The 13348-nt window shown below is 52.2% G+C and carries 12 protein-coding genes; 8 read left to right on the forward strand and 4 right to left on the reverse strand.

The genetic code is table 11. From position 1 onward, the window contains the following. Nucleotides 1-4 precede the first annotated feature (4 nt). From B5F29_RS03780 to malQ, 4 genes are read right to left on the reverse strand one after another with little or no spacing between them, the layout of a single operon-like run. A complete protein-coding gene (locus B5F29_RS03780; protein WP_087153335.1) occupies nucleotides 5-1363 on the reverse strand; it encodes a UDP-N-acetylmuramoyl-tripeptide--D-alanyl-D-alanine ligase in 1359 nt (452 codons plus the stop codon). Between the two features lie 33 nt (nucleotides 1364-1396). Continuing rightward, a complete protein-coding gene (locus B5F29_RS03785) occupies nucleotides 1397-2443 on the reverse strand; it encodes a D-alanine--D-alanine ligase family protein (RefSeq protein WP_087153336.1) in 1047 nt (348 codons plus the stop codon). A 10-nt stretch (nucleotides 2444-2453) separates the two neighbouring features. Continuing rightward, nucleotides 2454-3182: a lysophospholipid acyltransferase family protein gene (locus B5F29_RS03790; protein WP_087153337.1), complete on the reverse strand. Its 729-nt coding sequence runs from the start codon at nucleotides 3180-3182 to the stop codon at nucleotides 2454-2456. A 29-nt stretch (nucleotides 3183-3211) separates the two neighbouring features. Further along, entirely contained in the window at nucleotides 3212-4753 is a 1542-nt protein-coding gene (gene malQ, locus B5F29_RS03795) for a 4-alpha-glucanotransferase (protein WP_087153338.1), read from the reverse strand. Nucleotides 4754-4867: 114 nt separating this feature from the next. Between malQ and B5F29_RS03800 the strand changes: the two genes are divergently transcribed. From B5F29_RS03800 to ispE, 8 genes are all read left to right on the forward strand, one after another. Continuing rightward, entirely contained in the window at nucleotides 4868-5266 is a 399-nt protein-coding gene (locus B5F29_RS03800) for a protease complex subunit PrcB family protein (RefSeq protein WP_087153339.1), read from the forward strand. A 19-nt stretch (nucleotides 5267-5285) separates the two neighbouring features. Then, on the forward strand, nucleotides 5286-6872 hold the full coding sequence (locus B5F29_RS03805) for a DUF3794 and LysM peptidoglycan-binding domain-containing protein (RefSeq protein WP_162608357.1): 1587 nt from the start codon (nucleotides 5286-5288) through the stop codon (nucleotides 6870-6872). 126 nt (nucleotides 6873-6998) lie between these two features. Then, nucleotides 6999-7577, forward strand: coding sequence for a sugar O-acetyltransferase (locus B5F29_RS03810; RefSeq protein WP_087153341.1), 579 nt, complete (start codon nucleotides 6999-7001; stop codon nucleotides 7575-7577). Nucleotides 7578-7805: 228 nt separating this feature from the next. Then, nucleotides 7806-8540, forward strand: a complete 735-nt coding sequence (locus tag B5F29_RS03815; protein WP_087153342.1) for a sigma-70 family RNA polymerase sigma factor — start codon at nucleotides 7806-7808, stop codon at nucleotides 8538-8540. Next, a complete protein-coding gene (locus B5F29_RS03820) occupies nucleotides 8537-9562 on the forward strand; it encodes an anti-sigma-I factor RsgI family protein (protein ID WP_087153343.1) in 1026 nt (341 codons plus the stop codon). The genes B5F29_RS03815 and B5F29_RS03820 overlap by 4 nt, the downstream gene beginning before the upstream one ends. A 143-nt stretch (nucleotides 9563-9705) precedes the next feature. Then, nucleotides 9706-10851 (forward strand): anti-sigma-I factor RsgI family protein, encoded by a 1146-nt coding sequence (locus B5F29_RS03825; protein ID WP_087153344.1) that lies wholly within the window; start codon nucleotides 9706-9708, stop codon nucleotides 10849-10851. A 43-nt stretch (nucleotides 10852-10894) separates the two neighbouring features. Beyond that, the gene (locus tag B5F29_RS03830; protein WP_087153345.1) at nucleotides 10895-12304 is read left to right on the forward strand and encodes a CotH kinase family protein; all 1410 of its coding nucleotides are present in this window, start codon (nucleotides 10895-10897) and stop codon (nucleotides 12302-12304) included. Between the two features lie 101 nt (nucleotides 12305-12405). Continuing rightward, entirely contained in the window at nucleotides 12406-13284 is an 879-nt protein-coding gene (gene ispE / locus B5F29_RS03835; protein ID WP_087153346.1) for a 4-(cytidine 5'-diphospho)-2-C-methyl-D-erythritol kinase, read from the forward strand. Nucleotides 13285-13348 lie beyond the last annotated feature (64 nt).

Consider the following 13348-nt stretch of genomic DNA (forward strand, 5'->3'; position numbering starts at 1 on the left):
CTCCTTATGATTCTGATAAAACGTTTACAATCTCTTCAAATCCCATATAATGGGAAGCTTTGACCAGGACCGAGTCGCCGTCTTTCAGGATATGTTCCCTGTTCTTTAAGAAGGACTCCTTGTCCGGAAAATGAAGACAGCAGGAGGACGGGGAAGCCGTCCTGGCCGCTTCGTGAATGAATTCACTGAGCGGGCCGATGGTGACGATCACATCGATGGAAAGATCCTTTAAGTGTTCTCCTACGGATGCGTGGAGTTCTTTTTTCTGATCTCCCAGTTCGCCCATATCTCCCAGGACAGCCACTTTGCGGGTGAGCGCCTGATCCAGCACATCCAGCATGGCGCGCATGGAGACCGGGTTGGCGTTGTAACAGTCATCCAGCAGCGTATAGCGCGGGGTATGCAGAAGATGCCCGCGGCCCGGAAGGGCGGACAGGGACCGGATCCCGGCTTCTATTTCTTCTGAGTTAAGCCCCAGGGACTGTCCCACGCAGGTGCCGGCCATGGCGTTGTAGACCATATGCATGCCGGGGATCGGGATGGCAGCGTGAATGTCTCCTTTCGGCGTGCGGATCCGGCAGCGGATGCCGTCCAGACCCAGATTCTCGATCTGATCGGCATAAATCTGGTTGGTCTTGTTTAATCCGAAGGTTACGGCGCGATCTTTCATAACGGTCAGTTTATCGTCATCGCCGTTTATAAAGATCCCGGCGTCGGGAGCCGCGTAATCCAGCATCTCCATCTTGGCTTTCAAGATACCGTCCCGGGATCCCAGATACTCCAGATGAGCGACGCCGATATTGGTAAAAACACAATGAGTGGGACGGGCCATACGGCTCAGCCGGTGCATCTCTCCAAAATGGTTCATACCCATCTCCAGAACCGCGGCTTCATGTTCCCGGTCAATCATGAAAATGGTCAGAGGAAGACCGATTTCATTATTGAAATTGCCAGGCGTTCTGAGAACATGGTACTTCCGGCCCAGAACTGCGGCGATCATTTCTTTGGTGCTTGTTTTTCCCACACTGCCGGTTACTCCGATAACCGGAATGGACAGGGTTTTCCGGTAAGCCTCCGCGCCGTCTTTCAGGGCCTGGAGCGTATCTTTGACCAGAATATAAGGGCCGGCGGGATCGGTCAGCTTCTGCTGGCTGACCGCGCACAGAGCGCCTTTCTCAAACACTCCGGGGATAAAGCGGTGGCCGTCTGTCCGTTCGCCCACGGTGGCGAGGAACAGGTCTCCTTTCCGGATCTGACGGCTGTCGACTTTTACTCCCTGTATATTTTGTTCCAGAATCCCGGAAGGACCGTAGAAGGTTCCTCCGCAGGCTTCCAGAAACTGGCCTGCCGTAAAATTTTTCATGATAATCCGTCCTTCCTGTCCCGAAATCCGGGATCACTGATATTTTTTCAAGGATACCTGAAGGATCCATTCGCAGAGCTGCGGGAAGCTGTATCCGATGGCGGCCGCTTCCTGCGGCAGCAGACTGGTGGGGGTCATCCCGGGAAGAGTGTTGATCTCCAGCGCATAATCTGTCCCGGTACGATCATCCAGCATAAAATCCACCCGGGCATATCCTTCAATGCTTACAGCGGCACATGCTTCTTCCGCATGTTTCTGCATACGCGCAGCCGTCTCTTCCGGAAGGTCGGCGGGACAGGTCTCTATGGTGCTTCCGGCCTGATATTTACTTTTATAATCATAAAAACCTTCCAGCGGCGCGATCTCGATGACAGGGAGAGCCTTTCCATCGATGACTCCGATGGAAAATTCCCGTCCGATAATGCACCGTTCCACGACTACCTGATCTTCATAGGAAAACGCATTTTCCAGAGCTCCGGCGAGAGACTCCGGGGTATCTGCCCTATAAACGCCCACGGAAGAACCTCCGCAGCATGTTTTTACCATGCAGGGAAAGCCTACCTCCTCCGGGAGAGTGAACGGTTTCCCTTTCACGGCTGTAACGCCCGGCGGAGTAGGAACCCCCAGGGCATGGAACATACGCTTTGTCAGATCTTTGTCCATGCTGATGGCGCTGCTTACATGGCCGGTTCCTGTATAACGGATACCCATCAGATCGAAAAGAGCCTGTATTCTGCCATCCTCCCCGTTGGAACCGTGGAGGGCGAGAAATACCATATCGGCCATCGCACAGAGATCCAGCACATGAGGGCCGAGAAGACTCCGGTATCCGGGACGCAGCGCTTTGACTGACTCCAGATCGGGGGCTTCTGCAGACACGCTGCAGATGGAAGCGGTCCAGTCTATATCGGCGTCAAACAGTTGGTCCAGGGATCTTCCCGGCTCCGGAAGGCCAAGGAAAAGATCTATCAGTATTGCCTGATGTCCATTTTCTTTCAGCGCCCGGTAGATATCTCTTCCGCTGACCAGCGAGACGTCGCGTTCAGTGCTGATACCTCCTGCCAATACTACAATTTTCATAACTGCCTCCTCAATCTATATGATGCTGATCCAGCATTTCCTGGATTTTTTTCTGCGTATACGCACCCAGAAATTTCTGGTCTTCTTTTGACAGCTCTTTGGGATAAACAGGCGCTCCATATTCTACGATCACTTTGCACGGACGGACAAACGGCATATGGTTTTCGAAGATCTGCGCGGAGTTGCTGATCGCCATCGGAATAATGGGGCAGCCGGTCTTGGCAGCCATTTTGAGGCTCCCTTCATGGAAAGGCTGCATCTGCCCGTCCTTGCTCCGGGTGCCTTCCGGGAAAATACAGATAGAGATACCATTCTTGATATAATCTATGCATGTCAGGATCATCTGCATACCGGCGCGAAGATCGCTGCGGTCCAGAAATACGCAGTAAAGCCGCTTCATCCAGTCGCGGAGCAGGGGATAACGCAGCATTTCGGATTTGGCCACATAACCGGTCAGGCCGGGACATTGAGAATACGTAAGCAGAATGTCAAAATAACTGTTATGATTGCCCACGTAAAGAACCGCACGGTCTTTGGGGACGTTTTCTCTGCCGATATAGGAGATGTCGGCGCCGGTGATCCAGAGCATCAGTTTGAAAGCCCACTGCACCATGCGAAGGCAGCTGATATCCCGCGCATGCGGATTAATCTTCGCGACCAGCTTCTCAACCAGCAGAACAGGTATTCCAAGGAGCAGGTAGAGGAACAGAAGCAGTGCTATCAGTAAAAATCTTATCATGTCAAATCCTTCTTTCCGTTAAAAAGGGATTATCCCCAACGCCCGAATAAACGGGTCATCTGACGCAGCCCGTCTGCGATCCCCTGATCCAGCTGCCCTTCGCGGAAACGGAAAGTCCAGTTTCCGGAAGGGGTTCCGGGAACATTCATACGGGCCTCGCTGCCCAGTTTCAGAAGGTCCTGAACCGGGAAGATGGCGTATCTGGCAATAGTACCCAGGCAGGTGCGGATGAAATCCCAGCTGATGCTGCTGGCGTCGGTGTTCATGTAGCGCCGTACCTTGTCCCGGTTCTGCTCGTTCGTGTTGGCATACCAGCCGCAGCTGGTATCGTTGTCATGGGTGCCGGTGTAACAGACGCAGTTGCGGGTATCCAGCTGATGGGGAAGAAAAGTGCTTTCGCCTTCTCCTTCAAAACCGAACTGCAGTACTTTCATGCCGGGAAACGCGAACATATCCCGCAGACGCTCTACTTCCGGAGTGATGATACCCAGATCTTCCGCGAAGATGGGAAGTCCTTCGCCCAGTTCCTTTTCAATGGCAAGGAAAAGATCTTCTCCGGGGCCTTTCTTCCATTCTCCGTTCACAGCGGTTTCTTCCCCGGCGGGTACGGCCCAGTAGGCTTCAAAACCGCGGAAATGATCGATGCGGAGATAATCCACCTGATCCAGCTGGTTGCGGATGCGTTCGATCCACCAGGAATAACCGTCGGCGGCATGGACGTCCCAGTCGTAGAGCGGATTGCCCCAGAGCTGTCCCGTAGCGCTGAAATAGTCGGGCGGAACGCCGGCCGTCTCCAGCGGAAAGCCTTTCGAGTCCAGGCGGAAGAGACGGCGGTTCGCCCATACGTCCGCGCTGTCCAGACAGGTGAAGATCGGGATGTCACCGATGATGGCGATTCCTTTATTATTGGCGTATTCCTTCAGATCAAACCACTGGTCGAAGAACAGAAACTGAAGAAACTTATAATAATCCACTTCATCTTTCAGCTTTTCTGTCCATTCCTCCTTCTCCAGCGGATCAGGATCTCTGAGACTGGTGTCCCACTCATACCAGTTCAGTCCTTTGTGGTAGTCTTTTCCGGCCATAAAAAGGGCATAATCATTCAGCCAGTATTCGTTGCTGTCGCAGAACGCCTGATATTCTTCCAGCAAATTCTTGTCGGCGGTATGATGAAAATTTTTCCAGGCGGTCTGGAAAAGTCCTTTTTTATATGTCTTTACTTCTCCGTATTCTACCTTGTCCGGATCAAAATCCGGAATGTCTTCCAGATCTTCTTCAGAAAGCAGATTCTGTTTTTTCAGGAGATCCGGACTGATCAGCAGAGGCTGACCTGCAAATACGGAAAAGCCCTGGTAGGGAGAATCTCCCCATGTGGTCGGACACAAAGGCAGGATCTGCCACAGATGCTGCCCGGCAGCCGCCAGGAAGTCGATAAAATCATAAGCGCCCTGTCCCAGGTCTCCGATCCCGTAAGGAGACGGGAAAGAAGTAGGATGACAGAGCACGCCGCTGTAGCGGTGGTTGGTCTGGTCTTCTTTGGATACTTTGAAATGCACGAAACGATCCTCCATTTTTCAATATCTATCATTATAATGGATTAGGAACGGGAATACAAGGAAGAACGCTGGTCTGAAATGGTTTTTTTCCACATATGATAGAGCAAAAGAACAGGAAGTTTTTCAGGTATGAGAAAATGGTGTCTGATCTGTCTGACAGTGCTGATGCTGACAGCATGCGGAGTGGAGACGCAGGATGAGGAAAAAGTAAAAGACCTGGATTTTACGGTGCTGGATCCGGAAAGGACCCCGGAAGAGCTTCGGAACGTGCTGGAGGAGAAAAAAACAGAACCATTCAAGGTGACGTATGAGGATGACGGATATTTGTATATCTGCATTGGATATGGAGAGCAGCCAAGCAGCGGTTATAGTATTGCGGTGGAAGATCTGTATCTGACCGGCAACGCGGTCTATGTGGACACAGAGCTTTTAGGTCCGGATGGAACAGAGCAGACGGCAGACGCGGTTACTTGCCCTTATCTGGTGCTGAAACTGGAATATCTGGAGCAGCCGGTGGTATTTGAATAAAATGAAAGAGGGGAGAACAATGGAACTGGTACGGAGATATATTGGCCTGAACCGCCGGAAAGGCGGCGCGGTCAGTCAGATTACGCTGGAGGAAGATCTGAATGTGCCGGATCAAAAGCCTGATATTTTCCGGATTATTCATAAGCAGGGAGAATTCCGGGCGGACGAGATCAAAGGCGAGATCGGAAAAATCAAGGTACGTGGAGTCTTTTTCTATCGGATCCTGTATGTGGGAGAAGGGGCGGACCGGATGCCGGACGCGCTGGAAGGCAGCGTGCCGGTAGAAGAGACCGTCTTTTTGAATGAACTGGAGGATGGAGACGGACTGGATTTCTCCTGGGAACTGGAAGATCTCCATGCATCGGCGATACATTCCCGCAAGGTGAATATGAAATGTGTGCTGGCACTGAAAGCCGAGGCATACCGGGAACAGCCAGCCGCGCTGGTCGGCGCGCCTCCCGAAGAAAAAGACCTGTTTATACGTACCTGTCCGGTCAGTGTGCAGCAGGAAACGGTACATAAAAAGGATACTCTTCGAATCAGGGAAGAATTGACGCTGCCTCCGGGGAAGCCGAATATACGGAAGATTATCTGGAAAGAGCTGCGACTTCAGGGGCTGGGGATACGTCCGGAAGAAGGGAAAGTGATTATAAAAGGAGAATTGTCCGTGTTTTTTCTGTATGAAGGTGAAGCAGAGGATGTCGGACGGCTGCAGTGGCTGGAGCAGAGTATTCCTTTCCAGCAGGAAATAGAGTGTGAAGGATGCCGGCCCGATCTGACGGGGAAGACGGAAGTGTCGCTGCAGCGCGCAGATATGGAGCTCCAGGCCGATTATGACGGAGAACCCAGGACAGTGCGTATTGACGCGGTACTGGAACTACGCATGCGGTACCTGGAAGAGAGTTCTGGCGAAGTGCTCTGCGATGCTTATAGTCTGGACCGGGAGATCCATCCTGTGAGACAGACCTATGCCTGGGATTTTGTGCAGGGAATATCGGACGCCAGGGCCAGGGCGGGAGGCCGACTGAAACTGGAAGAAGGAGCGCCTTCTATCCTTCAGATCCTGAGCGCGGGGGCTCAGATCCATGCGGGACATATGGAAATTTCGGAGAAAGGGCTGCAGGTACAGGGAATGACGGAGCCGTGGGTACTTTATACGACCTCAGATGACGCGCAGCCCGTGGCCTGCGTGATGGGAAGCTTCCCGTTTGATTATACGGTAGAAACGTCAGAACTGTCAGAAAACAGCGGATGGCAGGTTTCTCTGGGACTGGATCAAATTACGGTTAACATGCAGGATGAAAGAGAAGTGGAGATCAAGATGGTGCTTCAGATTCAGGCTCTTTTCCAGTGCCAGAGAGAACTGGATCTGGTGGAGGATCTGGAAGAAGAGCCGCTTGACATGGAACGCCTGAAACGGATGCCGGGTATGGTGATCCATGTGGTACAGCCGGGGGAAAGTCTGTGGGATATTGCCAGGGAACACGCCGCTTCATGCGCGGCAGTGGCGGAACTGAATGAGCTGAAAGAGGAGGCAGTCCGTCCGGGACAGAAGCTTTTGCTGATCAAAGAGATCAGCGGGCGCGGGAACGGCGGGACGGTATGAAAAAAGAAGACTGTGATGGGGAACGGCGCAGCTTAAGCTGCGCCGTTTTCTCCCGATTGACGTACGGGGAGGAGTATATTATCATATCTGCAAACCAGATATGATAAGTGCTGAAAGGAGTTCCATATGACTGAACGTGAAAAACTGGAAAAGGGATACTGGTATAATGCGAATCACGATCCGGAACTGCAGGAACAGAGAACGGATACGGACGAGCTGTGTTTTTATCTGAATCAGACTCCTCCCAAAATGGAAGAAAAACGGGAAGAGATCCTGAAAAAACTTTTGCCGAATAAGGGGGAAGACGTCACGATCCTTTCCCCGTTTTATACAGACTATGGTACAAGGTGCGTCATCGGCGATCATACGTTTATCAATCATAACGCCTATCTGATGGACTGCGCGCCGGTCAGGATCGGGACGTACTGTTTTATCGGCCCCAACTGCGGCATGTATACGGCGATCCACCCTTTGACGGTGGAAGAGAGGAATGAGGGGCTGGAAAAAGCGGAGCCGATCACGATCGGCGACAATGTATGGATCGGAGGAGACGTTACGATTCTTCCCGGAGTAACGATCGGGGAAGGATCGGTGATCGGGGCCGGAAGCGTTGTCACAAAGGATATTCCGGATCATGTGGTCGCCGCGGGAAATCCCTGCCGTGTGCTGAGAAATATCACGGAAGACGACAGACCTGTCGGTTAAGATGGGAACAGATATGGTAAAGGGAGCAGGAAATCAAGAAGGTTTCCTGCTTTTTTTACACAGATTTTACATGAATTTGATAGAGAGAAAAGTAAGGGTTTTGCTATAATGGGAGTAAAATAAGGATATTGTACGCTTCTGAATAAAATAATGTTGCAAATTTTCAAAATACCCCGAAAATGCGGGGCATTTTGCGTATTCTTCTATAGTGGAGGCGGGGGATGGATAATGGCGGTCATAGAACATGATATTGTTGCGCAGGTATATGCGGCAAAAGCAGCCTCGGAAGCGGCGGATGCTCTGATCCGCCAGTACATGGGCTTTATTCGAAGCGAGGCTATGAAAACGACGAAGAAGTCCTACGGTGAAAATGAAGATGAAATCAGTATCGCCATGTTTGCCTTTTATGAAGCGGTGATGAACTATGAAAAGGGACGGGGAGCGTTCCTGCCGTACGCGGCGAGAGCGATCCGCAGCCGGCTGATCGATTATTATCGAAAAGAAAAAAGGCATGAACATGTGGGATCTCTTCATGCTCCGGCAGATGAGGAGGAGAAGACAGAACTTCTGGATATGCTTCCGGATCAGAAAAATGAGGTGGAAGCATATGAGATGCGGGAAGCCAGCCGTAAGGAGATTCAGGAATTTGAGAAACAGCTTGCCGTCCTGGGAATAACTTTTTCTGACGTGGCGGATAACTGTCCCAAACAGGAAAGGACGCTGGCAGCATGCCGCGGAGTGCTGGATTACGCGAGAAAGAATCCGGAACTGCTGGACCGTTTCGTAAAGACAGGCCGCCTGCCGGTAAATGAATTGTCGCAGGGATCCGGAACGGATAAGAAGACGATGGAGCGGCACCGAAAATATCTGGCGGCCATCCTCCTGGCTTTCACCAACGGGTATGAGATCATTCGCGGCCATCTGTGCCAGATCGGTCCCGGGAAAGGAGGAAGCGGACGATGAAATATCTGGTTATGGAAACGCATCCTGCCTATGCGGTGCTCCTGGATGAAGAAGGAAGATTCCTGAAGGCGGCCAACCTGAATTACCAGGTGGGAGACACCGTACAGAATGTCGTAGAACTAAGATCACCGGCGCATGAGAAAAAGAAAAAATATTTGATAAGGCAGATCGCCGCCGTGGCGGCAGCGGCAGCCTGCTTCTGTCTGGTATTCTTTGGATATTATCAGCCTAACTTTGTAGCGTACGGAACCATTCGCATCCAGATCAATCCGGAGGTGGAGATGACACTCAGCCGTACGGAGAGAGTCCTGGACCTGAAAGGGCTGAATGCTGACGGGGAAGACCTGATCAGAGAGTATGACTATAGCGGAAAAGACCGGGAGGATGTGACGCATGAGCTGATCAGGCGGGCCATGGATATGGGATATCTGTCCAATGGAGACAGTGTGTCGATCTCCATCGACAGTACGGATACCGAGTGGAAGCTAAGAGAAGAAGAAGGTATGCGCTCACAGATGGAAGAGGAATACGGAACGCAGATCGTTATCTATATTGGAGAAGATGTAGCGCCGGATCAGAACAGCGTGGACGAATCCATACAGGTGGTGATACCGACAGCTCCGGCAGCGGAGCCGATGCCGGATCAGGAAGCCGGAGAATCGGATTACAGCGGTGACGGCACGGATGACGGGGTATCGGATTATGACAGCAGTGATACGGATGACGGGGTGTCGGATTACGGCAGTGACGATGCGGACGACGGAATATCTGACTACAGTGTGGAAAATACGGCAGGTGATGCCGGAGAGCCGGCCCCGGATCCACAGACGCTGCCCGTGCAGGAGGATGGAGACAGCGGCTATGATGACAGCAGTGACGATGGCGGCGATGACGGGGACAGCGGCTATGATGACAGCGGTGACGATGGCGGCGATGACGGAGACAGCGGCTATGATGACAGCGGTGACGATGGCGGCGATGACGGAGACAGCGGCTATGATAACGACGATGATGACGATTAGAAGATTTACTAAAAAAATTAAAAAATTTTTTTCAATCCCCCGGTTTTGGGAATCGGATTCCGTAATCTATAAACAGAAGCAAGAAATTTCGACCTTCCTGAAACAAGAACGTGAAATAATAAAAAGAAAAGGAGACTGAAAAAATGATGAAGAGAAAGAACAGATTATTTGCAGTAATGACCATGGCAATGATGCTCGGAGCAGGAACGCTGACCGGATGCGGAGGGACTGTGCAGGAAGCTGCCGGAGAAACGGTTCAGGAAACCGCTGGGGAAGTTACGATGCAGGACGCGGCAGCGTCAGTCGTGCCGGAAACAGGCGTCCTGTATGTAAAGGTAAATCCGGAAGTGGCCGTACATTATGATGATCAGGGGATCGTCACCGCGGTGGAAGGCGTCAACAGTGATGGAATCTCTCTGGTACAGAACGCGGAACAGTTTATCGGGCGCGAGTGTCGGGAAGTAGTCCGGGATCTGGTGGAAGATATCAATGAGGCCGGATATTTCACAGAAGAGATTGAAGGCGAAAACCGGCAGATAGTGATTGAAGTGGAAAAGGGTTCCGCGATCCCGGATCAGGAATTTCTGAATGAGATTGTGGCAGATGTACAAGGATATGTATCAACAATGCAGCTGACCAGCGATATTGATATCGAAGGGGCAACCGACTATACGGCGACAGATTACGGTCCGAACGCGGACGGCGCGACCGGTTACGACGACACGGATTACGGCCCGAACGCGGACGGAGTGACGGACTATGACGATACGGATTATGGCCCGAATGCAGACGGAGTGACGGACTATGACGATACAGATTATGGTCCGAATGCGGACGGGGTGACCGATTATGCGGAGCCGGCGGCCTCCACCGATGCGACGAACTATGATGACACGGATTACGGCCCGAATGCAGACGGAGTGACGGACTATGACGACACGGATTATGGTCCGAACGCGGACGGAGTGACGGACTATGATGACACGGATTATGGCCCGAATGCGGACGGAGTGACGGACTATGATGACACGGACTATGGTCCGAACGCGGACGGAGTGACGGACTATGACGACACGGACTATGGCCCGAACGCGGACGGGGTGACCGACTATGTGGAACCGGCGCCTGCGCCATCGCCAGTGCCTGCTCCGTCCGGAGACAGCAGCTACGGGGATACTAACTATGATGACGGCGGATCCGATTATGATCTGGAGGCGTCCGACGGGGACTCCAATTATGACGATGGCGGATCCAACTACGACGACGGCGGTTCTGATTACGATGACTGATTCTCTCTGAAAAAGATGCAGAGAGGGAAAGGCGGTCCCAGATATGAGACAGGGACACAAAGGCAGGATCTGCCTGGCTGCGGCTTCGGCCGCGGCCCTGCTGTTTGCCGGAGTTTTCTTTGGCGGGAATGTGCATGGAGAGACCGGAAATGAACCGGGATATGTCAGCCGCCTTTTCGATGACAGCCGGGTACATACCATAGATCTGCAGGTGGAAGACTGGGATGGATTTTTGGAACAGGCCGGCGGGGAAACCTATATTCCCTGCGACGTGGTGGTGGATGGAGAAAAAATCTCCCGGGCGGGCCTTAGGGCAAAGGGAAATAATTCCCTGCGGCTGACGGAAGAATACGGGCTTCACCGTTACAGCCTGAAGCTGGAGTTTGATCACTATGAGGACGGAAGAAATTATTATGGCCTGGATAAATTGTCCCTGGATTCTTCTTTTCAGGATAACAGTTATATGAAAAGTTATCTTGTATATGACATGATGGATTTTATGGGAGTTCCTGCCCCGCTCTGCAGTTACGTCTGGGTTACGGTGAACGGTGAGGACTGGGGACTTTTTCTGGCAGTGGAGGAGCCGGAAGAGGCGTTTGCCAGGAGAAATTTTGGAAGCGGCTACGGAAAACTGTATAAGCCGGACTACCGTCGGCTGTCAGACGAGAATGCGGACGTGGCGCTCCGGTATGTAGATGAGAATCCTGAAAGTTATGACAACATTTTCCGCAACGCGAAATTTCATGTGAGCGAAGAGGACCAGGAGCGTCTGATCGAGGCTCTCCGTACGCTTGACCGGGGAGAAGACCTGGAGACGGCTGTGAACGTGGATGAAGTCCTGCGGTATTTTGCAGTCCAGGTGTTCGTGATGAACTGGGACAGTTATCTTGGGCGGACCGGACATAATTATTTTCTCTATGAGGAAGACGGAGTCTTAAGTATCCTTCCATGGGATTATAATCTTGCGTTTGGAACGTATGCGCTGGGTATGACGGACCCGATCCGGGATCCTGACGTGCTGATCAATTACCCCATCAATACGCCCGCACCGGGAGAGGTTATGCAGGAACGCCCTCTGTATCACAATCTGATGAAGAACGATGAATATTTTCAGAAGTATCATGAGTATTTTGATCAGTTCCTTAAAGGGTATATAGAGAGCGGATATCTGGAAGAAAAGATTCAGGAGACGGGGGAGATGATCGCGCCTTATGTGCGGCAGGACCCTACAGCATTTTGTACCTATGAGGATTTTCTGACAGCGTTGGATACGCTGGAAGAGATCTGCCTGCTCCGGGCCGAAAGCGCCCGGGGACAGCTGGAAGGGATTTATCCCTCCACATTTCGTCAGCAGCTGGAGCATCCGGGAAGCGGTGTGGATGCGTCTCATGTGAAGATCCAGGATCTGGGGGATTTTGACGATCTGGAAGAAGCTGCATCACGGAAGAGATAACTTGCGTTGCGCATTTTCACGCTTCCTGCTATAATCGTAAAAAGGAAAAGCAGGCAGCCGCGAAAAAAGCGGCGCCGGACGGGGAGCGGAAAGGGAAACGAATGGACAGGATAGAACTGAAAGCGCTGGCAAAGATCAATCTGGGACTGGATGTGCTGCGCAGAAGAGAAGACGGATATCATGAAGTCAGGATGATCATGCAGACCATCGGACTTAGCGATGAACTGGAGATCCGTAAGATAAAACAGCCGGGAATCCAGGTGGAGACAAATCTGTATTATCTGCCTACAAATGAAAACAATCTGGTATATAAGGCGGCGCAGCTTTTAAAAGATGAATTCGGCCTTCGGGACGGCATCGGCATACGGCTTCGGAAAAGGATCCCTGTGGCTGCGGGGATGGCAGGAGGAAGCTCCGACGCGGCCGCGGTACTCTGGGGAATGAACCAGATGTACAAACTGGGACTTTCCAGGCAGGAACTGATGGACCGGGGAGTAAAGCTGGGAGCAGATGTGCCTTACTGCGTGCTCAGAGGGACGGCGCTGGCGGAAGGGATCGGAGAAAAACTGAGCGTGCTCCCGCCCATGCCGAAGTGCTATATCCTGATCGCCAAACCGGGGATCAGCGTTTCCACAAAATTTGTGTATGAGAATCTCCACGCTAATGATCTGAGGCCTGAGCAGCATCCGGATGTGGACGCCATGATCCGGGCCATGGAGAAAAAAGACCTGGGTCTGCTGGCTTCCCGGATGGGGAACGTACTGGAGACGGTGACGGTTCCGGCCTACCCTGTGATCGATGAGATCAAGAGATTCATGGTGGAGTATGGCGCGCTGGGCGCAATGATGAGCGGAAGCGGACCGACCGTATTCGGCATCTATGACACCAGAGGGAAAGCGAGGCAGGCATACCGGGAACTCAGGTCCAGGAAGCTGGCGAAACAGGTTTATCTCACAACTCCGTATAATGTGAAGCGATAGGGACATAATACAGAAAGGATGGCTGAATGCCATCCTTTTTTCATGCCCCGGCATCCGACCGCCG

Origin of the sequence: Lachnoclostridium sp. An196 (assembly GCF_002160135.1) — a bacterium.
GTDB classification, from domain to species: Bacteria; Bacillota; Clostridia; order Lachnospirales; family Lachnospiraceae; genus Hominiventricola; species Hominiventricola avistercoris.

What these genes read in the sequence shown, in the direction of transcription:
- B5F29_RS03780 (WP_087153335.1), bottom strand. Translation starts at nt 1,363, where the DNA reads ATGAAAAATTTTACGGCAGGCCAGTTTCTGGAAGCCTGCGGAGGAACC.
- B5F29_RS03785 (WP_087153336.1), bottom strand. Translation starts at nt 2,443, where the DNA reads ATGAAAATTGTAGTATTGGCAGGAGGTATCAGCACTGAACGCGACGTC.
- B5F29_RS03790 (WP_087153337.1), bottom strand. Translation starts at nt 3,182, where the DNA reads ATGATAAGATTTTTACTGATAGCACTGCTTCTGTTCCTCTACCTGCTC.
- malQ (WP_087153338.1), bottom strand. Translation starts at nt 4,753, where the DNA reads ATGGAGGATCGTTTCGTGCATTTCAAAGTATCCAAAGAAGACCAGACC.
- B5F29_RS03800 (WP_087153339.1), top strand. Translation starts at nt 4,868, where the DNA reads ATGAGAAAATGGTGTCTGATCTGTCTGACAGTGCTGATGCTGACAGCA.
- B5F29_RS03805 (WP_162608357.1), top strand. Translation starts at nt 5,286, where the DNA reads ATGGAACTGGTACGGAGATATATTGGCCTGAACCGCCGGAAAGGCGGC.
- B5F29_RS03810 (WP_087153341.1), top strand. Translation starts at nt 6,999, where the DNA reads ATGACTGAACGTGAAAAACTGGAAAAGGGATACTGGTATAATGCGAAT.
- B5F29_RS03815 (WP_087153342.1), top strand. Translation starts at nt 7,806, where the DNA reads ATGGCGGTCATAGAACATGATATTGTTGCGCAGGTATATGCGGCAAAA.
- B5F29_RS03820 (WP_087153343.1), top strand. Translation starts at nt 8,537, where the DNA reads ATGAAATATCTGGTTATGGAAACGCATCCTGCCTATGCGGTGCTCCTG.
- B5F29_RS03825 (WP_087153344.1), top strand. Translation starts at nt 9,706, where the DNA reads ATGATGAAGAGAAAGAACAGATTATTTGCAGTAATGACCATGGCAATG.
- B5F29_RS03830 (WP_087153345.1), top strand. Translation starts at nt 10,895, where the DNA reads ATGAGACAGGGACACAAAGGCAGGATCTGCCTGGCTGCGGCTTCGGCC.
- ispE (WP_087153346.1), top strand. Translation starts at nt 12,406, where the DNA reads ATGGACAGGATAGAACTGAAAGCGCTGGCAAAGATCAATCTGGGACTG.